This window comes from Glutamicibacter sp. TV12E, assembly GCF_052441935.1.
Classification (GTDB): Bacteria; Actinomycetota; Actinomycetes; order Actinomycetales; family Micrococcaceae; genus Glutamicibacter.
Map to the genome: position 1 here is coordinate 2,983,872 of NZ_JBQVVF010000001.1, position 19,726 is coordinate 3,003,597.

The following is a 19,726-nucleotide window of genomic DNA, read 5'->3' on the forward strand; positions in this document are numbered from 1 at the left end:
TTACTTCGCTGCCTCAAGCAGGGCAGCGATTCCGGCTGCGCGGTCCGTGAGGTTCACGCGCAGCACTGGGCGGTTGTGCTCGGCATCCGAAAGCACTGCGCCATCGCCGATGGCCTGGGCAGTGATCAGGGAGCCGAAGGAGTACGGACGATCCGGGATGTCCAGGTCGTCCTGGTGATCGGCGGTAATCTGCAGGAACACGCCCTGGGCCGGGCCGCCCTTGTGGTACTGGCCGGTGGAGTGCAGGAAGCGCGGGCCCCAGCCGAAGGTGACCGGGCGTCCGGTCTTTTCGGCGAAGAGGTCGCGCAAGGCCTGCAGCTGGCTCTCCGAGGTGCGGTTCAGGTACGCCTGGATGGCCAGGTAGCCATCTTCCGGCAGCTGTGCGGTCAGCTCATCCAGGGCTGTATCCAGCGTGCTGGCGGTGGTGCCGAACAGCTGCACCGATCCGTCAACAGCATCAGGCTCGGCGGCTGCCGGGGCCTCCAGCATCGAGCGGGCTGCCACCTTAGCGGCCTCGACATCGGGCTGGTCGAAGGGGCTGATGCCCAGCAGGTAGCCGGCCACGGCGGTGGCGTACTCGAAGATCATGAACGCGGTGCCCAGCGGCGCGCTGAAATGCACCGCGGTGGCTTCCTCGTCGATCTCTTCGGGAAGTTCGTCGTAGACGAACAGCGGCACCACGTCGGCAGGCAGGTTCTTCAGCTCCGGTGCATCAACATGGGCGGCTACGGGCAGCACGCCCTTGCCGTCCTTGCCAGTGGACTCGGCGATGAGCTGCTCGGCCCAGTCGCCAAAGCCTGGCAGCGCGTCGCCAACACAGGCGATCAGCAGCTTGTCGCGGCCTGCGGTCGCCATGGCGGCACCCAGGTGCAATGCCAGGTTGTCCTCGTCGTCCGAGGCCAACACGTCATTGACCAGCCCGGATTCTTCCACCAGGGCTTCGATGTCCGCGCCGGCCAGGCCCGAAGGCACCAGGCCGAAGGCGGTCAGCGCCGAGTAGCGCCCGCCGACATGCGGGTCGGCGTTGAAGACCGCGCGAACACCCTCGGGGTTGTCCATTGGCGATCCCGGATCGGTCACCAGCACCAGGCGGGTGGCCGGGTCGATCCCGGCAGCCTGGAAGGCGGCGGTGAAGGCGCGTCGCTGCGAGTCGGTTTCCACGGTGGAACCGGACTTGGAGGAAACGACCACTACGGTGCGCTCCAAGTCGGTCTCGACGATCTGCTTGACCATCGATGGATCGGTGGTGTCGCAGATGACCAGATCCACTTCGTCGTGCGCGGCAATGACCTCGGGGGCCAGGGAGGATCCGCCCATGCCGCACAAAACGATGCGGGTCAGGTTCTCCTGCTGCAGTTCTTCGCGCAGTTCCAGAATGGCTGGAATCAGCTTGCCAGCTGCCTCGAAGGGGTTGACCCAGCCCAGGCGGATAGCGGATTCAGCCTCGGCCGCAGGTCCCCAGACAGTGGGGTCCTGGGCTGCGATGCGGCTGCCAACTTTTGCTTCAATGAGCTTTGGAAGCAGCGCATCCACCGAGGCCAGTGCCTCGCCTGAGGTCACCAAACCTAGTTCCATTTACTTTGCTCCCTTCAGTGCGACCGACATGTCTTCGAGCAGCTCGTTCCAAGCGACCTCGAACTTGTCAACGCCCTCGACCTCAAGCAGGTTGACGATCTCGTTGTAGTCGATGCCCTGGGCTGCGAGCTTGTCCAGCACGCGGTTGGCGGCATCGTAGCTGCCAGCGATTGCATTGCCGCGGATTTCTGCCTCGGCTGCGGTGGCATCCAGGGTCTTTTCCGGCATGGTGTTCACGGTCTGCGGTGCCACCAGCTCGGTGACGTACAGGGTGGATGGGTAGGCAGGATCCTTGACGCCGGTCGAAGCCCACAGCGGACGCTGCACGTTGGCGCCGGCGGCTGCCAGCACTTCGAAGCGTGCCGAGGCGAAGGACTCCTCGAAGACCTGGTAGGCGAGGCGGGCGTTGGCCACGCCGGCCTGGCCGCGCAATGCGGCGGCTTCCTCGGTGCCGATGGCAGCCAGGCGCTTGTCGATCTCGGTGTCCACGCGGGAGACGAAGAAGGAGGCGACCGAGTGGATCTTGGACAGGTCCAGCCCCTTGGCGTGGGCCTTCTCCAAGCCGATCAGGTAGGCGTTGATCACTTCGCGGTAGCGTTCCAGCGAGAAGATCAGGGTCACGTTGACGGAAATGCCTTCGGCAATGGTCTCGGTGATCGCTTCCAGGCCCTCAAGGGTGGCTGGGATCTTGATCAGCACGTTTTCGCGGTTCACGCGCTCGTACAGGGCCTTGGCCTGGGCGATGGTTGGTGCGGTTTCGTGGGCCAGTCGGGGATCAACCTCGATGGACACGCGGCCGTCGAAGCCCTTGGAGGACTCGTAGATGCCCTTGAACAGGTCGCAGGCTGCGGCCACGTCGTCGCTGGTGATTGCGGTGATCGCATCTTCAACGGACTTGTCGCGCTGTTCGGCGATCGCTTCGCCGTACACCTCGGCCTTGGAGAGCGATGCGGCGAAGATGGCAGGGTTGGTGGTCACGCCAACAACGTTCTTCTCTTCGATCAGCTTGGCCAGCGAGCCGCTGGTCAGTCGTTCGCGGGAGAGGTCATCGAGCCAGATTGAAACGCCGGCGTCGGAGAGGGCCTGGGTATTTGGGTTGCTCATGATATTTGCTTCGGTTCCTTACTTTGCGGCGTTCTGCACGGAGGTTTCGGCGGCTGCGACAACGGCCGCGGTGGTGATGCCGAATTCCGAGTACAGCTTCTTGTAATCGGCGGAAGCGCCGAAGTGATCCAGGGAGATGATCTCGCCGTTGGCGCCAACCAGCTCGCGCCAGCCCTGGGCTACGCCTGCCTCTACGGACACGCGGGCGGTGATGGCTGCCGGGAGCACCTCTTCACGGTAGGCGGCATCCTGCTTGGCGAACCATTCCAGCGATGGCAGCGAGACCACGCGGGCGGCGATGTTCTTGGCAGCCAGTTCCTCGCGAGCCTCAACTGCCAGCTCCACCTCGGAGCCGGTAGCCAGCAGGATCACGTCTGGGGTGACCTCTGCGCCGTCGCGAACAGCTTCGGCAAGAATGTAGCCGCCCTTCAGGGTGCCCTCGGCACCGCGGAAGCCGGTTGCCGCGCGGTCGTAGATTGGCAGGTTCTGGCGGGAGAGCACGATGCCCGATGGGGTATCGGTCAGTTCCAGCATGCCGCGCCATGCGTAGGCAACTTCATTGGCGTCCGCCGGGCGGACCACGTCGAAGTTCGGGATGATGCGCAAACTGGCGAGCTGCTCTACTGGCTGGTGGGTCGGGCCGTCTTCGCCCAGGCCGATCGAGTCGTGGGTCCATACGAAGATCGATGGAACGCCCATCAGCGCAGCCAACCGGATCGCTGGGCGCTGGTAGTCCGAGAAGATCAGGAAGGTGCCGGAGAAGGCGCGGGTCGGGCTGGAGAGCACGATGCCGTTGACGATCGACGCTGCGGCGTGCTCGCGGATGCCGAAGTGCAGGACGCGGCCGTACGGGCTGGCGTCCCACGAAGCGGTGGAGCGGCGCTCCGGCGCGAAGGACTTGGCGGTGTCGATGGTGGTGTTGTTCGAACCGGCGAGGTCGGCAGAGCCGCCCCAGAGTTCTGGCAGTTCATCGGCAATGGCGTTGATGACCTTGCCCGAAGCCGAGCGGGTGGCCATGGTGGATCCTGGCTCGAAGACTGGAAGCTTTTCGGTCCAGCCCTCAGGAAGCTTGCCCGACTCAAGGCGCTCCAGCAGGGCAGCCTGTTCAGGGTTGGCCGCCTTCCACGAGTCGAAGTCCTTGTTCCACGAGGCGTGCAGCTCTGCACCGCGGGTGACGACTTCGCGAGCGTGATCCAGGACTTCCTGGTCGATGTGGAAGTTCTTTGCTGGATCGAAGCCTAGGACCTCCTTGAGGCCTGCAACTTCTTCGGTACCCAGCTTCGAGCCGTGGATGCCGCCGGTGTTCTGCTTGGTTGGCGCTGGCCAGCCAATGACGGTGCGCAGGGCGATGATCGACGGGCGGGAGGTCTCGGCCTTGGCTGCGCGGATAGCTGCATCCAGGGCTGCCATGTCCTCGACGTATTCGCCGGTGACGGTCCAGTCAACGCGCTGGGTGTGCCAGCCGTAGGAGTCGTAGCGACCCAGCACATCTTCGGTGAAGGCGATGTCGGTGTCGTTCTCGATGGAGATCTTGTTGTCATCGTAGATCACTACAAGGTTGCCAAGTTCCTGGTGGCCGGCGAGCGAGGAGGCCTCGGAGGTGACGCCTTCCTGCAAGTCGCCATCGGAAGCGATGACGTAGACGGTGTGGTCGAATGGGCTGGTTCCGGCCTCAGCAGCTGGATCCAGCAGGCCACGCATGCGGCGCTGCGAGTAGGCGAAGCCCACGGCGGAGGCCAGGCCCTGGCCCAGCGGGCCGGTGGTGATCTCGACGCCGGCGGTGTGGCCGTACTCCGGGTGGCCCGGGGTCTTGGCGCCCCAGGTGCGCAGTGCTTCGATGTCTTCCATTTCCAAGCCGTAGCCGGAGAGGAACAGCTGCAGGTACAAGGTCAATGACGTGTGACCAGGGGAGAGGACGAAACGGTCGCGACCGATCCAGTTCGGATCCTTCGGATCGTGGCGCAGGTGCTTCTGGAAAATCAGGTAGGCAGCCGGGGCCAAGCTCATGGCGGTACCGGGGTGGCCATTGCCAACTTTTTCAACAGCGTCGGCTGCCAGGACACGGGTGGTGTCGATGGCCTTACGATCCAACTCGGTCAGTGAAAACTCTTCTACTAAGGATTCAGTCGCCACAGCGGCGTTCCTTCCATTCAGGCTCGGACGGGAGATATCTCCCGCTGACACGCAATACGCCGTCGCCTCCTATATGTTCCTGAGCTCGTTGAAGACCAGAAAGATGTAGGTTGCGACGGCGCAATCTCGTCCAACTCTATCGCGAAAACGATGTGTGAGGTGATGGTTATAGCAAGATGACGCGCAAGTTTATTTCCGCCATGTAACGCTTGATTCGTTCCGGAGAGAAAGCCAACGGCTACTGGCTGTAAAAACGTGCATCGTGCGGTGTGTGGCTCAGCGTCAAGATCCATTGATCAGAAACCTCTTGAGACCTGCGGCACATGGGTGCCACTGCGTGTTTGAACAAATCAGCAAATTTGTAAGGATGCGATAAATCAAATTCAAGTGCTGTTGTTTCGGTACTGAGCGTTGCGGTGGAAATCTCTCGTCGACTCGAAATCAGTGGGGAGGGTATTGTTCAGCCTTCAATTATTTGATGCTGAAAAGGGAATGGTTCAGGTGTCCAAATGTTGATATCAGATGACGGTGTTCGCTGTTAGGTGAGTAGTTGGTCGTGGCCCCGGAGGTCGACGGTGCACAAGTCATTTTCGACTGGCTGGGGAATTTTCGATGTTGCGGAATGGGAATTATGGGGTTGACCAAGGTCACGAACTTTTGCCGATGAACTATACGCGGGGGAGTTTCAAAGAATTTCTATCAGGCGTAGAATGATTCTGTCTGTCTTGTACCCGTGAAGAACTGAGTGCGTTTAATTGAAGACTCAAAGTGTCGCCGGAGCATCAGTGCCACGCGCCTCGCGTCAGCCTGGTGAAAGCACCGGAGACTATATGAAGCGCAAGGCCAGCGCCTACGTGGCGTTGACCAAGCCTCGTGTTATCGAGTTGCTGTTGGTGAGCACCTTCCCGACCATGATTTTTGCCCAGCGCGGATTCCCTTCGTTGTGGCTGATGATTTCCACCCTTGTGGGTGGTGCAATGGCTGCTGGGGCGTCAGGCGCTTTTAACTGCTATATCGATCGCGATATGGACAAGTTGATGAAGCGCACCAAGGGGCGTCCGCTGGTCACCGGCGACTTGACTCCCAAGGAAGCGCTGATCTTCTCCTGGGCACTGGCGATTGCTTCGCTGGTGGTGCTTTGGGTTGGAACAAACCCACTGACCACCGTCCTCGGTCTGGCAGCAATCCTTCTGTACGTGGTCTTCTACACGATCATCCTGAAGCGACGCACGGCCCAGAATATTGTCTGGGGCGGTATCGCAGGCTGCATGCCGGTGCTAATCGCCTGGGCTGCTGTCAAAGAGACCATTGAATGGCCGGCGATCATCCTGTTCCTGGTCATCTTCCTGTGGACGCCACCGCACTACTGGCCGCTGTCCATGAAATATGCAGACGACTACAACGCCGCATCGGTGCCGATGCTCGGGGCAATTGCCAACGCCCGCCGCGTATCTGTTCAGGTTGTCCTCTATGCCTGGGCCACCGTAGTCTGCTCGCTTCTGCTGGTGCCACTGGGCCACGCAGGCATCGTCTACACGGCCATTGCTGGCGGTGCTGGCATTTGGTTCATCTACGAATCGCACGTCCTATACCGCGAAGCTCAGGGCGACCACAAGCCGGCGGTAGTCAACCGCAAGGCAATGAAGGTCTTCCATATCTCCATCACGTACTTGTCGATTGTCTTCTTGGCTCTCGCCATTGATCCTTTTGTGGGAAGCCCGCTCTTCGGTTAACCACCGAATAATTCACAGAAGTCTTAACCTGCCCGGCCACTCGATCCCTTGGATCGGGTGGCCGGGTTTTTTGGTGCCGGTGGCAACTAAACCGAACACTGCAGGTCGGCTATTGGGAATCTTCGAAAGTCTATTATTCCTCGTGGGCGTTGCATCCTCTTGAGCTAGCAAAGGCAGGGGACAGCGGGAGGCAATTGGAAATTCCCGTTAGTGACGCGTGAACATGACGACCTTTTGCTCCCCAAACTGCGTCAAGTTCTCATGATGGAGGTCCGCGCCGAGTTCGTGCTACTAGGTTTCTCTTTCAACCGAGGGCATCAAAGCAGCAGAGCCTCGTAGCACCGCTGTTCAGCGCCCTGGCAAATACTGCCTGCGGATAATATTGCCCCATATCTCAGCTGATATCAGCTGCGTGCGGGCGCTAAAAAGCACGCGTGGCCAGGCAATGAAAATGTCTGGCCGCGCGTGCTCTAATTTGTGACTAGTTATCGACTCGCTGGTACTTGGGAAGAAGCGTAGCTCTATCCCAGGCATCAGTACTGGATACCAGCAGCAGGCTGGCCCCAAGCATGTGCAGTAGTACCAAACCGATTGGCAGTCCGGTGAAGTGCTGGGTATATCCGATAGCTGCTTGGATAAGAATGACGGCCACGAGCCACCAGGCGGATGCGCGCAAGCGGTCATTGCCACCGGTCTTGTAGGCCAAGACCAGCAAGGCGACGGTAGCGATGATCAGCAGGTAAACCGGAGCGGTGTGCATGCGGGTGACCAGGAGTGGATCAAACATGTGCCGCGGAGTCGTCGCGTCACCTGCATGCGGTCCTGTTCCGGTGACGATTGTGCCCATGATGACTGCCAATATGCCGAAGATCCACGCAGCCGTCGCAGTCTGGCGAATGGTCTTGGTCGTTGGCGGATTCTCCTGGGCCTTGATTTCTGTGCGTGTGCGGTTGACCAGCAAGGTAGCCAGGATCACCAGAGTTCCAGAAAGCAGGAAGTGCAAGGACACGACCCAAGGGTTCAGCCCGGTCCATACCGTGATGCCACCGATGACACCCTGTGCTGGAATGCCCAGCAGAAGAACCAGTCCCAGCTTGAAAACGGTCGAGTGCGTGCGCCGCATGGACCAAACCGAGAGCAGGAACCCGATGGCGATCGCCAAGAGCACAAACGTCAAAGTGCGGTTGCCGAACTCGATGATGCCGTGGATTCCCATCGCAGGAACCGGCGTCATGGAACCGGGGACACAATTAGGCCAATGCGAGCAACCGAGGCCGGACTCGGTGAGGCGAACTGCGCCACCGGTCACGATGATGCCCACCTGGGAGATCAGCGAAGCAATCGCGAGGCCGTGCACAAGGCGGGTGACCTTCGTTGGCAGCTTGTCGGCCCAGCTTCTAGTGGCCAGGTCTGAAGACATGGAAATCTCCCTTGAGGATGTGTGTGGTGGTTAGTTCCATTTGAAGAGCTTGATGGCGGCAAATGAGCCAGCAGCCGACCAGAGAACCAGGAAAATAAGTCCAGCGATGCTGAAGTGGCCCGAGATTAGTGCCTCGCGCATGGCATCTCCAAGCGCTGCTGATGGCAAAGCGTTGAGTGTTGGCTGAATCCATGCTGGCGCCATGCTCAGCGGATACAGCACGCCCCCTGCACCGGCCAGGAGGATCCAAGCCAGGTTGGTAATGGCCAGCGTTGCTTCTGGGCGGACAGTGCCCGCGATGAGCAGGCCGAGCGAGGTAAATGCTGCCGCGCCGAGCAGCAGGAAGAGGATTGCAGGAGCAATGCCCCAAGGATTCGGTTGCCAGCCCATGAAGAGTGCGACCACCGTAATGAGCACTACTTGAATCAGCAAGACCGTCAGCACTGCAATGACCTTGCCGAAAATCAGGCCAGTCTTGCCCAATGGCGTTGTGGAGAACATTTTCAGTACGCCGTAGCGCCGATCAAATCCGGTGCCAATTCCTTGGCCGGTAAACGCCGTTGAAATCACGCACAATGCCAGTACACCTGGAACTGCAGCATCAATGCTTCGCTCGGCTACTCCGTCGAGAAGATCGGTGAGCGTGAGTACCACTAGCGCGATCATCGGCATGACCACCGCGAGGATCAGCTGTTCCCCGTTGCTCAGCATTTGCAAAGACTCATACTTACCTTGGATGAGAATGCGTTTAAGTGGCGACACGGCGTTGCTTGCTGTTACTTGTTCGCTCATGCGCGTTCCTCCTTTTGTGCGAATTCGAGGAATACGTCTTCGAGGCTTCGTGACTGCAGGCTCAGTTGTGATGGCAGGATGCCTTCTCGGAGCCACCAGCTCGTAAGCCAATGCAGGTGATCGGGGGAGCTGACACCGTCCAATCGATATTCACCGGCTGAGGTCTCTGAGAGATATAACCCGGCTGGCGGTTCAGGCAGAACCAGATTGGCCGGAGCTGCGAAGGATATCGGGCGAGCATCCTGGTCTTCGGCGGCACGAGCGGTCAGTTCGGCCACCGTTCCCTGCGCTACCGTGCAGCCCTTGTCGATGATGTACACGTAGTCGCTGAGGCGCTGCGCGTCATCCATAAGGTGCGTGGTGAGGATGATGGCCTTGCCGGCGTCGCGCAATTCGGCGATCAAGTCGAAGACGACTTGGCGCGATTGCGGGTCGAGGCCGGCGCTTGGTTCATCGAGGAAGACGACTTCGGGGTCCCCGGCGAGAGCCAGGGCCAGTGCGACCCGCTGCTTTTGGCCGCCGGAGAGCCGGCGGATGGTGCGCGTCCCAAAGGATTCGAGGTCCAGGCGGGTGATCAGCGCATCGATGTCAATGGGGCTTCGGTACAGGGATGCGACGTGCCGCAAGAGCGGGACGGGTCGCATCGATGGCGGCAATCCGCCATCTTGGAGCATGACGCCGACGCGCGAGCGAAGTTCGGGGTTGTCGCCGTAGGGGTTTTGACCCAGCAGCTCAATGGTGCCGCCTTCTGGCTGCAGAAGGCCCTGGGCGCAGGCCAAGGTTGTCGATTTGCCGGCGCCATTGGCCCCGAGAAGAGTGGTGACTTGGCCTGGATAAGCCTTCAGGGACACCGACTCCAGGACGCGCAGCATGCGGTTGTCCAAGGCAGGAACTGGCCCTAAATCTTTGGCCAGTTCATTGATGATGAGACTGGGGGTTACGGAAGACACCAAAACATTCTACGACATGTCGAACTCCTGTTTTTGAGGACTGTGTCACCAACACTCGCCACCGTTGCGCGTGAGCGAGAGAATAAAAAGGTGCCAATGGTTAATAAGGGGTAGATCGATAAGTGGGCAAGCTCTCCCTTAGTAAGTCCTTCCTTACTAGACCTGGCGCAAAAATTTACGCATGATTGTGTTGTGTATTCATCAAATTTAGACTCACCTAGTGGCTCCACTGCCGACACGGTTGGTGCAGTTGGGGATACCGAGGAACGCACGCGCGATCGCGTCCTTTACGCAGTACTAGAGGACGGGCCGGTCAGTGCCGCCGAGCTTGGCAACAAGCTGGGTTTCACGCCAGCTGCGGTTCGCCGTCACCTTGATGCGCTGTCAAAATCCGGGCTCGTTGAGGTGAAACTGGTAGCAAACCAGAAGTCGGGCGCCGGGCGCCCGTCTCGTCGCTACGTGCTCTCGCACCGCGGCCAGACGAAGCTTGGCAACGACTATTTGGAAATTGCTACCGATGCATTGAAGATGCTTGGCGATGCTGCCGGTGACGATGCGATCCGAAAGTTCGCGCGTAATCGATTCGCCGAAATGGAAACCCGGTACGCCAAGGCGATGGCCGGGGTTGAAGGGCTGGAAGCACGAGCCGAAGTGCTAAGCAACTTGCTTAGTTCCGATGGGTTCGTGGGGTACACCCGAAAAGTTGATACGAAAGTGGCAACGGCCTTGATGCACAGCGTTCAGCTGTGCCAGGGACACTGCCCGATACAAGACTTGGCACGAGAGTTTCCGGTGTTTTGCGACACCGAAACTGAAATGTTCGCCCGGTTGCTGGGTGTCGATGTTCGACGATTGTCGACCTTGGCCGGCGGCGGACACGTGTGCACGACCCACATCCCTGTGGGACGTGGAAAGGCGCCAATGCGCGCCGAGAAGAGAACTCGAATTCAGTTCACGAAGCAGGAGAGGCCGCGATGACGGATCAGATTGCACAGGAGTCTGCCGACCCAGGTGTAATTTCCGAAATTCTGGAGAAGAACCCCGAACTCCACGGAATCGGCAATTACGAATATGGCTGGTCAGATAAGAACGACGCGGGTGCAAACGCTCGCCGCGGCGTCGACAAGGACGTTGTGGCGAATATTTCCGCCCTCAAGTCCGAGCCAGAATGGATGCTGGAGCGCCGCCAGAAGGCGCTGAAGTACTTCGATCGCAAGCCAATGCCAACCTGGGGTCCAGACCTCTCGGGCATTGATTTCGATAACATCAAGTACTTCGTTCGCTCCACTGAAAAGCAGGCTGCGACGTGGGATGAACTTCCTGAAGACATCAAGAACACCTACGACAAGCTGGGTATTCCCGAGGCTGAAAAGCAGCGCCTGGTTTCCGGCGTGGCTGCCCAGTACGAGTCCGAGGTTGTCTACCACCAGCTGCGCGAAGACCTCGAAGCCCAGGGCGTCATCTTCCTCGACACCGACACCGGTTTGAAGGAACACCCGGAGATCTTCGAAGAGTACTTCGGCTCGGTTATTCCAGCAGGCGACAACAAGTTCGCTTCGCTGAACACCGCTGTGTGGTCCGGCGGTTCCTTCGTCTACGTTCCCAAGGGCGTACACGTGGAGATCCCGCTGCAGGCCTACTTCCGAATCAACACGGAAAACATGGGCCAGTTCGAGCGCACCCTGATCATCGCCGATGAGGGCTCGTACGTTCACTACATCGAAGGTTGCACCGCCCCGATCTACCAGTCGGACTCGCTGCACTCCGCGGTTGTGGAAATCATCGTGAAGAAGGACGCCCGCGTTCGCTACACGACCATCCAGAACTGGTCGAACAACGTATACAACCTGGTGACCAAGCGTGCCGTCTGTGAAGAGGGCGCAACCATGGAATGGGTCGATGGCAACATCGGTTCCAAGGTCACCATGAAGTACCCTGCGGTTTACCTCGTTGGCGAACGCGCCAAGGGCGAGACCCTGTCCATCGCCTTCGCCGGCGAAGGCCAGCACCAGGACACCGGATCCAAGATGGTTCACATCGCTCCGAACACCTCCTCGGCCATTGTGGCCAAGTCGGTGGCCCGTAACGGCGGGCGCTCGGCCTACCGCGGCCTGGTCCAGGTTCAGGAAGGCGCCAAGGGCACCAAGAACTCGGTGGTCTGCGACGCGTTGCTGGTTGACCAGATCTCGCGCTCGGACACCTACCCATACATCGACGTTCGCGAGGACGACGTGACCATGGGCCACGAGGCGACCGTCTCGCGCGTTTCCGAAGAGCAGCTGTTCTACCTGATGTCCCGCGGCATGGCCGAGGACGAGGCGATGGCAATGATCGTGCGTGGCTTTGTTGAGCCAATCGCCCGTGAGCTCCCCATGGAATACGCGCTCGAACTGAACCGCCTTATTGAACTTCAGATGGAAGGATCGGTCGGCTAAGAATGTCGGAGACCACCACCCATATCCCAGATGAGAAGGTGCGCATCGGCGCTCCGTCCATCCCTGGTTTCACCGAAGAGGGCGAAGACCTTTCGCCGATCAACGACAACGACAATTCGCCCCTGGGCGGAGCGTCGGCCAAGGCGCACAGCCATGGCGGCGGCGTTGGCGTGCCGGATTCCTCGCGTGCCGGTCGCTTGACCAGCACCAACGTTGAGGATTTCGCCAAGCTGACCGGTCGCGAAGAAGATTGGCGCTTCACCCCGCTCAAGCGGCTGAAGGGCCTGCACAGTGACGAGCTCACTGGCGCAGCTCCCAAGGTCGAGCTGACCGGCAACGGCATCGCTACTTTGTCTGTCGTGTCGGCAGATGACGCGCTGAACGGCGTTGCGCACACCCCGGACGACCGTGTTTCGGCCAACGCTTGGAAGTTCGCTTCCGAGACCCAGGTGCTGACCATTCCCAAGAACGCCGAGGGTGCCAACGCCAGCGTTCGCATCACCGGTGATTCGCTGGCTCCAGCAGCTCAGCACCTGATCGTTGTGGCTGAGGAAAACTCGGAAGCCACCGTGGTCCTGGACCATGTTGGTTCGGCAGTACTGGCCCAGAACGTTGAATTCGACGTTCGTGCCAACGCTCGCTTGACCGTCGTGTCCCTGCAGGCTTGGGAAGATGACGCAGTGCATGCGTCCTCGCAGCAGGCTCTTGTCGCCCAGGGCGCATCGTTCAAGCACATCGCAGTTTCCTTCGGTGGCGACCTGGTTCGCGTGAACCCATCGGCTCGCTTCACCGGCGAACGCGCGGAAATCGAGCTGTACGGCCTGTACTTCGCCGACGCTGGGCAGCACCTGGAGCACCGCTTGTTCGTTGACCACGCCGTGGCCAACTGCAAGTCGAATGTTCTGTACAAGGGCGCGCTGCAGGGCAAGGACGCGCACACCGTCTGGGTTGGCGATGTGCTGATCCAGAAGGACGCTGTTGGCACCGATTCCTACGAAGCTAACCGCAACCTGGTGCTGACTGACGGCGCACGCGCCGATTCGGTTCCAAACCTTGAAATCGAAACCGGCCTGATTGATGGTGCCGGACACGCATCGACCACCGGTCGTTTCGACGATGAGCACCTGTTCTACCTGATGGCTCGCGGTATCGATGAAAAGACCGCCCGCCGCTTGGTAGTCCGCGGCTTCCTGAACGAGATCGTTCAGCAAATCGGCGACGAAGCTCTGCAGGAGCGACTGACCGACACCATCGAAGAAGAATTGGCTGCTACCGAGAACTAGGTAGTGCTCGCTTCACCAGCTTTTTAGCCTCAGAGCTTTTTAGAAAGAAACGGATCGACGTATGTCTACTCTGGAAATCAAGGACCTGCACGTCTCGATTGAAACCGAGCAGGGCGAGAAGGAAATTCTCAAGGGTGTAACTCTCACCATCAACACCGGCGAGACCCACGCAATCATGGGCCCCAACGGTTCGGGCAAGTCGACCTTGGCTTCGACCATCGCTGGCCACCCGCGCTACACCGTCACCTCCGGCAGCATCACCCTCGATGGTGAAGATGTTCTGGAGATGAGCGTTGACGAGCGTGCCAAGGCCGGCCTGTTCCTGGCTATGCAGTACCCAGTCGAGGTGCCAGGCGTAACCATGACCAACTTCCTGCGCACCGCCAAGACCGCAATCGACGGAGAAGCTCCGAAGCTACGCACCTGGACCAAGGACGTCAAGGAAGCCATGGGCAAGCTGAAGATCGATGCCGACTTCGCTGGCCGTAACGTCAACGAAGGTTTCTCGGGCGGCGAGAAGAAGCGTGTTGAGATCCTTCAGCTCGAATTGTTCAAGCCAAAGTTCGCGGTTCTCGACGAGACCGACTCCGGCCTGGACGTTGACGCGCTGAAGGTCGTCTCCGAGGGCGTTAACCGCGCCCAGGCCGAGAACGACATGGGCACCTTGCTGATCACCCACTACACCCGCATCCTGCGCTACATCAAGCCAGAGTTCGTGCACGTGTTCGTTGACGGCCGTGTCGCTGAACAGGGCGGCCCGGAACTGGCTGACCGCCTGGAAGAAGAAGGCTACGACCGCTACTTGAACGTCAAGGCCTAAAGGTAATTTCATGAGTGAATCAACCGAACAGAGCCAGGGAGCCGTCTCGACTCCGCTGGAAGATGTTGAGGAAGCGCTAAAGGACGTTATCGACCCGGAGCTCGGCGTCAACATCGTCGACTTGGGGCTGCTCTACGGCTTGAAGTACGCAGAAGACGGCGTACTGCTGCTGGACCTCACCCTGACCACCGCGGCTTGCCCACTCACCGATATTATCGAGGAGCAGGTAGCCAAGGCGTTGGAGAGCGTCGTGGATGACCACCGCCTGAATTGGGTCTGGATGCCGCCATGGGGTCCGGAACGCATTACCGACGATGGCCGCGATCAGATGCGAGCCCTCGGCTTCAACATCTAAGCTCGACAAATCAACACGAATGGCTGCTTTCATCCGCCCTGGATGGAGGTGGCCTTTCGTGTTTTAAATTATCCGGTCTTGGCCCGCCAAGGCTGAGCCAACATGAACGATCACACCTGGCCGGTTTCCCAACGCAACGAGACTCCGATTGGCGTTAGAAGCAAAAACGTGACTGTAGTTTCGTTTAATAGAATTAGGGGAACCTTAGAACGATAGGTGGAGTCGTTGATGAGCGAAACAGCAGCAACTGCAAACAGTAAGATCGCACGCCCCATAGGCGAGATAGCGGAGGCACTCAAGGACGTTATCGACCCAGAACTTGGTGTCAATATCGTTGACCTGGGACTCGTTTATGCCTTGCGTTTCGTTGAAGGTGCCGTGCTTGAAATCGATATGACACTGACAACGCCAGCGTGCCCGCTCACGGACATCCTCGAAGAGCAAATCAGCCAAGCCCTGAAAAATCTTGTCACCGTACATCACATAAATTGGGTGTGGAGCCCGCCATGGGGCCCAGAACGCATCACCGGCGAAGGGCGTGAGCAGATGCGGGCACTAGGTTTTAATATCTAGGGTCGAAACCGCTCGACGTCAAGAAACAACGGACTCGAAGGCGATGGCGCTTCCGGTTCCGCCAGCAGCTGCCATCAGCGCCAGGGCCCGCTGGCCAGGAAGGCGAAGTTTGCTTGCCTGCCAATACAGCCTTGTGGTCAATATGGCGCCACTTGCCCCATAGGGATGACCCAGCGCCAGTGCACCACCTTGACGATTCACTGTGGTTGAATCGATGCCCAGCTCTTCGAGGCAAGCCAACGCCTGCACGGCGAAAGCTTCATTGAATTCAATCAAGGGCTCATGAACTGGCTGGTCGCTGCCCAGCATCCTTGTCAGCTTCTGATAGGCCGGTACGGCGGCCATGCCAAGAATCTCGGGATCGCACGCGCCAGATGCCGAAGACAGGTACCTCAACGCGAATGCCGGGTTCATACCCTGCAGCACCTTTTCGCTCACAATCAGCACAGCGGCAGCACCATCGTTGACAGGGCATGAATTTCCCGCTGTGACGCTCCCGCCCTCCACAAAAGCTGGCTTGAGGGCCGCCAGCTTTCTTGGGGTGAGCGAAGGTCGAGGGCAGGTGTCCTGGGCAATGAGTCCCGTTGACGTGTTTACCGGCAGCAACTCATCGTGGAACAGTCCTTCTGCCTGGGCCCCTATGGCTCTTGTGTGGCTTTGCAAAGCGAAGGCATCTTGGCGTTCCCGGCTGATTCCGAGTCGGGCAGCGATGTTTTCTGCCGCGACACCCATATCGGGATCGGCGTCGGGAGCTGGAGTGAACCTTGCACGCGAATACAGCCTGGGCGGACTTGTGACCGATTCTTGCTTCTCAACCCTCCAGGGAGCGGTGCTGACCGACTCGACTCCGCCAGCTAGAACGATGTCTGCCTCACCACAGCGAATCATTCGGGCACCAGCAGCGATGGCCTCCAGCCCACTGGCACACTGGGCATCCATGCTGGTAGCGCTCACCGTTTGAGGCAATGCTGATGCAAGTGCCGCAACGCGGGCAATGTTTCCTCCAGGCCCGGCAGCATTGCCCAGATACACATGATCGACTTTGTCCGGGCTTAGCCCTGTCCTTTCCAATAGGGCTGTGAGCAAGGGGGCGAGAAGCTTGTCGGCGCTGATCCGTGCGTATTCCTTGCCGGCTCGCACAATTGGCGTGCGAAGCGCACCATTCACATAGGCGTTATTCATCGTAATCGTATTCTCTTGACTATTTCTGGGGCATCATCCGCCAAGTGCGCGACAGACGTTTTGCCGCTAAAGGCCTGGGGCCAGTCTTCCAAAAAGATGACCTCGTGTGGCATCTTGAAAATCGGCAGTTGCTTAGCAAAGGCATTTTGGAGAATTTCACGCTCGAGAACGGGGGAGCGGACGTACGCGACCAGGCGCAGTTCACCCATTATGCTTTCGACACGAATTTTTGCTTCATGAACATTCAACTTCGAGAGTACATCGTGCAGTTCCGATGGGTGAATGTTGTTGCCATGCAGATTCAGCATGCCATCGTCGCGGCGGATGAAGGTAGTGCGTTGATCGGCGGATTGGATGGCCCGGTCCAGAATGCTGGTCGAATTGTTGCACCGGGCGATGGGTGGTGCCGTTTGCGGGTCATAGCCGGTCGCGTTAAAAGGGCTGTCCACGTAGACGGTGCCAATTCCCGTATCCGGATCGACGTCATGCAGGTGAATTGAAACGCCTGGGAAAAGCCGGCCTGAAAAACTGCCCCCGTTTTTTTCATCGGGTTCTCGATAAGAGTAGGCGATGAGGCTATGTTCGCTGCTACCGAAGTACTCGACGCAGGAGTCAAGCGCGGGCAAGGCATGAAGGCGTGCAACGAGCGGCGCAGCTAGTGATTCACCGCCACTGACGACCCAGCGGATCGTCGATAGCAGTTCGGCTTCAACATGGGCAAGGAGCCGGTCAAGTATGGTCGGCACGCTGACTACTCGGTTGCACCTAACGCGTCCTAGCAGGGATCTGGTGTCTTGAGCGCTCCATCGTCCGGTGCCCACAAATGTTCCACCGGTATGAATGGACTCGATCAGCGAGTAGAGGCCAAGACCGTGCGAAATTGGCCCGGGGGACAAGGTAGTGGCTTCTTCCGTGGCTTTCAGGACGCAGGCTCCGCTTGCCACGGAGTCCTGCCATGATGCCGCGTTCCTGATGATGGCTTTGGGCCGGGAGGTGGTTCCCGAAGTGCAGATGATGAGAAGTTCCCGGTCATCGGATTGCTGGTGCGCAACCCATGGCCCTGCATCGGATGTATCCGAGATCCTTAGGGTAGTCGCCGGGATTCGCGGGGCGAGTTCGAGGACATCATTTGCCATCACGTGGCTGCAATTGAGGGTTCTGATCATCGAATGAAGCAAGGCTGCCGGCCATGCTGGATCCAGGACAACTAAGGTCTTTCCCGCCAGGGCTGCGCCGTGAAAGGCAACAGCCATCGTGATCGGGTCGCTGGTCAGAATGCCAACGCGCTGCTGCGCTAGTTGGTGCAAAGTACCAGCAAGATGCTGGGCGCGCCCTGCGAGCTGGGCATAGTACAACTCGCCACGGGGAGAGATCACCGCAGGCTTGTTTGGCCAGCGATCTGCCCAGCTCGCAAGGGTATGCCAAAAGTCCATGCTGCTAGCTCATTAGCCCGCGGTAACTGCGGTGAACGGTGAGAGCGACAAGCGTCGTAACAACAGCCTTGAACAAGTCTCCAGGGAGGAAAGCGGCTGATCCAATGAGTGACGTGCCAAGGTCAAGACCCGTAACCGCCGCGGTCCAAGGGACGCCACATAAGTAGATAACACCGATTCCGCCGATGACGACGGAAGCAAGTCCTGCAAGCAATCGCGTTGCATTTCCACTCCTGCGAAGAACCCAGTACTTGAAGAGCAGGCCAATAACCAGTGAACCGAATACCCAGCCGACGAGGTAACCACCGGTGGGGCCGAGCAACACTCCCAGCCCGCCGCGTCCACCTGAAAGCAAGGGCAGGCCGGCAACGGCAAGGACCACGACGACCAGCGAGGACATGGCCCCGCGCCACGGTCCCAGAAGCGCTCCGGCCAGCATGACGCCCAGTGTTTGCAGGGTAATTGGCACAGGAATGATGCCCACGGTGATAGGGGGAAGCAGGCCCATTGCTGCGATCATTGCGGCGAAGAGGGCAACGTAAACCGTGTTTTTGGTTTGCGAAGAAGAATTCCGAGACATTGGGGTTCCTTGATGTTGCGAGTGTGATGCTGGTGAGGTTCAGCGCTGATGGGGTGCTGGGTCTGAATCATAGCCACGGGCATCTAATGCCTCGGCTGTTTCTTCAGCAATTTTCAATGACCTGATGACCAGCGGCACGGTCACCGCCAGTGGATTGTTGGCCAATCCGCGAGCGTGCTGGGCTTCGCGAACTTCTACGTACACCTTTTTAAGTTCTGGAATGAAGCGAATGGTCATCGAAAAAGCCAAGGCAATTTGCGCTGGATTCCCGCCCACGAAACGAATGGGAGAAGCGACTTGCTGAAAGAGCTCCAGCATGGCTTCAAATTTTGTCGTGAGGCTGACCGAGTACGCAAGAAGGCACATGGTCAGCAGCCGCAGGACCGAGCGCAACGCGTTAAGCCAGTCGGTTTGAATCCCGAGCAGAACAAAAACAATACCGAGGATGACGGTGATCGAGATCAGCGGCAAACGAAGCTGTTTTGGGTCAACGCGAGCTGAGAGCAACAACCCGGCACTTGCGATGAACAGCGCCAACAGAACTATCCACGAAGTGATCAGATACAGCGCTATGCTCAGAACCAGCAGGGCACCGAACTTCCATCCGGGCTTGATTCGTGCAAGGTACGACGAGTTATTGGCGGCGATCATGCGTGGCTCCATTGCCGGTAATGAGCTATCGCTTCGGCGGGATCCCCATCAAACGCGATCGTTCCATCGGTGATCACGAGGACGCGTTCGAAATCCTCAAGAATTTCCAAGTCGTGTGTCACGACGATCGCACGTTGGGATAGCCTGGCGATTTCACGCTGAAAGGCCAGCCGATTGCGCAGATCCAGCATCGTTGTTGGTTCGTCGAAGACGATAGTGCGCGGCTGCATTGCCAATACCGAAGCGAGTGCCACCATTTGCTGTTCGCCACCCGAGAGCGTATGGCTCTCGCGATCCGCCAGATGCGAAATATTCAATTCGTCCAGAGTCTCGGCAACGCGTTGTTGCCGCTCGGATTTGGGCAGAGACAAGTTCTTCAGGCCAAACGCGATATCGTCGGAAACGATGGGCATGATGATCTGATTGGCAGGATTCTGGAAGACAAACCCAACTTCCCGCCTGATCTGCTTGGAATGCTGCCTGGTGTTCAGCCCTCCGACATGGACGGCCCCGTCGGTTGGCAGCACAAGCCCATTGAGCAAACGGGACAAGGTGCTTTTGCCTGCCCCGTTGGCGCCAATCACGCCAATGCGTTGTTCGTCGAGACTGATGCTGACGTCCCGGAGTACTGCCCGATCGTCGTAGCGAACGGAGACGTTCTCCAATCGGATTGACGGTAGATCCACAAGTGCTCCAGCGCGATGCTC

The 19,726-nt window shown here is 59.0% G+C and carries 18 protein-coding genes; 7 read left to right on the top strand and 11 right to left on the bottom strand.

Annotated features, from left to right (window positions below):
- Genes ACT7DV_RS14240 through tkt form a run of 3 tightly spaced genes read right to left on the bottom strand, consistent with a single transcriptional unit; the run spans position 1 to position 4,812 of the window.
- Positions 1 to 1,575 (bottom strand): glucose-6-phosphate isomerase, encoded by a 1,575-nt coding sequence (locus ACT7DV_RS14240; protein ID WP_444663524.1) that lies wholly within the window; start codon positions 1,573 to 1,575, stop codon positions 1 to 3.
- Positions 1,576 to 2,679, bottom strand: coding sequence for a transaldolase (gene tal / locus ACT7DV_RS14245; protein WP_444663526.1), 1,104 nt, complete (start codon positions 2,677 to 2,679; stop codon positions 1,576 to 1,578).
- 18 nt (positions 2,680 to 2,697) lie between these two features.
- Positions 2,698 to 4,812 (bottom strand): transketolase, encoded by a 2,115-nt coding sequence (tkt, locus tag ACT7DV_RS14250; RefSeq protein WP_444663528.1) that lies wholly within the window; start codon positions 4,810 to 4,812, stop codon positions 2,698 to 2,700.
- A 785-nt stretch (positions 4,813 to 5,597) separates the two neighbouring features.
- Here tkt and ACT7DV_RS14255 point away from each other — a divergent pair.
- A complete protein-coding gene (locus ACT7DV_RS14255) occupies positions 5,598 to 6,545 on the top strand; it encodes a heme o synthase (protein WP_444664860.1) in 948 nt (315 codons plus the stop codon).
- A gap of 481 nt (positions 6,546 to 7,026) precedes the next feature.
- Here the strand turns inward: ACT7DV_RS14255 and ACT7DV_RS14260 are convergent, their stop codons facing one another.
- From ACT7DV_RS14260 to ACT7DV_RS14270, 3 genes are read right to left on the bottom strand one after another with little or no spacing between them, the layout of a single operon-like run.
- Positions 7,027 to 7,965 carry a COX15/CtaA family protein gene (locus ACT7DV_RS14260; RefSeq protein WP_444663530.1) on the bottom strand — a complete coding sequence of 313 codons (939 nt, stop codon included), beginning with the start codon at positions 7,963 to 7,965 and terminating at the stop codon, positions 7,027 to 7,029.
- 30 nt (positions 7,966 to 7,995) lie between these two features.
- Positions 7,996 to 8,757 (bottom strand): ABC transporter permease, encoded by a 762-nt coding sequence (locus ACT7DV_RS14265; protein WP_444663532.1) that lies wholly within the window; start codon positions 8,755 to 8,757, stop codon positions 7,996 to 7,998.
- Positions 8,754 to 9,710, bottom strand: coding sequence for an ABC transporter ATP-binding protein (locus ACT7DV_RS14270; protein ID WP_444663534.1), 957 nt, complete (start codon positions 9,708 to 9,710; stop codon positions 8,754 to 8,756). The genes ACT7DV_RS14265 and ACT7DV_RS14270 overlap by 4 nt, the downstream gene beginning before the upstream one ends.
- Positions 9,711 to 9,899: 189 nt before the next feature.
- Here ACT7DV_RS14270 and ACT7DV_RS14275 point away from each other — a divergent pair, with 189 nt between their 5' ends.
- The 6 genes from ACT7DV_RS14275 (at position 9,900) to ACT7DV_RS14300 (ending at position 15,173) form a co-directional block, all read left to right on the top strand.
- A complete protein-coding gene (locus tag ACT7DV_RS14275) occupies positions 9,900 to 10,685 on the top strand; it encodes a helix-turn-helix transcriptional regulator (RefSeq protein ID WP_444663536.1) in 786 nt (261 codons plus the stop codon).
- Positions 10,682 to 12,142 carry a Fe-S cluster assembly protein SufB gene (gene sufB / locus ACT7DV_RS14280; protein ID WP_060701825.1) on the top strand — a complete coding sequence of 487 codons (1,461 nt, stop codon included), beginning with the start codon at positions 10,682 to 10,684 and terminating at the stop codon, positions 12,140 to 12,142. Before ACT7DV_RS14275 ends, sufB begins: the two co-directional genes overlap by 4 nt.
- Before the next feature lie 2 nt (positions 12,143 to 12,144).
- On the top strand, positions 12,145 to 13,425 hold the full coding sequence (gene sufD, locus ACT7DV_RS14285; RefSeq protein ID WP_444663538.1) for a Fe-S cluster assembly protein SufD: 1,281 nt from the start codon (positions 12,145 to 12,147) through the stop codon (positions 13,423 to 13,425).
- A gap of 61 nt (positions 13,426 to 13,486) precedes the next feature.
- On the top strand, positions 13,487 to 14,245 hold the full coding sequence (gene sufC / locus ACT7DV_RS14290) for a Fe-S cluster assembly ATPase SufC (protein ID WP_060701824.1): 759 nt from the start codon (positions 13,487 to 13,489) through the stop codon (positions 14,243 to 14,245).
- Between the two features lie 10 nt (positions 14,246 to 14,255).
- Positions 14,256 to 14,600 carry a metal-sulfur cluster assembly factor gene (locus tag ACT7DV_RS14295; protein ID WP_060701823.1) on the top strand — a complete coding sequence of 115 codons (345 nt, stop codon included), beginning with the start codon at positions 14,256 to 14,258 and terminating at the stop codon, positions 14,598 to 14,600.
- A 228-nt stretch (positions 14,601 to 14,828) separates the two neighbouring features.
- Positions 14,829 to 15,173: a metal-sulfur cluster assembly factor gene (locus tag ACT7DV_RS14300; protein ID WP_444663541.1), complete on the top strand. Its 345-nt coding sequence runs from the start codon at positions 14,829 to 14,831 to the stop codon at positions 15,171 to 15,173.
- 18 nt (positions 15,174 to 15,191) lie between these two features.
- Here ACT7DV_RS14300 and ACT7DV_RS14305 read toward each other — a convergent pair whose 3' ends face one another.
- From ACT7DV_RS14305 to ACT7DV_RS14325, 5 genes are read right to left on the bottom strand one after another with little or no spacing between them, the layout of a single operon-like run.
- Positions 15,192 to 16,355, bottom strand: a complete 1,164-nt coding sequence (locus tag ACT7DV_RS14305; protein ID WP_444663543.1) for a thiolase family protein — start codon at positions 16,353 to 16,355, stop codon at positions 15,192 to 15,194.
- Positions 16,352 to 17,788, bottom strand: a complete 1,437-nt coding sequence (locus ACT7DV_RS14310) for a class I adenylate-forming enzyme family protein (RefSeq protein ID WP_444663545.1) — start codon at positions 17,786 to 17,788, stop codon at positions 16,352 to 16,354. The genes ACT7DV_RS14305 and ACT7DV_RS14310 overlap by 4 nt, the downstream gene beginning before the upstream one ends.
- 4 nt (positions 17,789 to 17,792) lie before the next feature.
- A complete protein-coding gene (locus ACT7DV_RS14315) occupies positions 17,793 to 18,368 on the bottom strand; it encodes a biotin transporter BioY (RefSeq protein WP_444663547.1) in 576 nt (191 codons plus the stop codon).
- Positions 18,369 to 18,407: 39 nt separating this feature from the next.
- Positions 18,408 to 19,031, bottom strand: coding sequence for an energy-coupling factor transporter transmembrane component T (locus tag ACT7DV_RS14320; protein WP_084793208.1), 624 nt, complete (start codon positions 19,029 to 19,031; stop codon positions 18,408 to 18,410).
- On the bottom strand, positions 19,016 to 19,705 hold the full coding sequence (locus tag ACT7DV_RS14325) for an energy-coupling factor ABC transporter ATP-binding protein (RefSeq protein ID WP_257745205.1): 690 nt from the start codon (positions 19,703 to 19,705) through the stop codon (positions 19,016 to 19,018). Before ACT7DV_RS14325 ends, ACT7DV_RS14320 begins: the two co-directional genes overlap by 16 nt.
- Positions 19,706 to 19,726 lie beyond the last annotated feature (21 nt).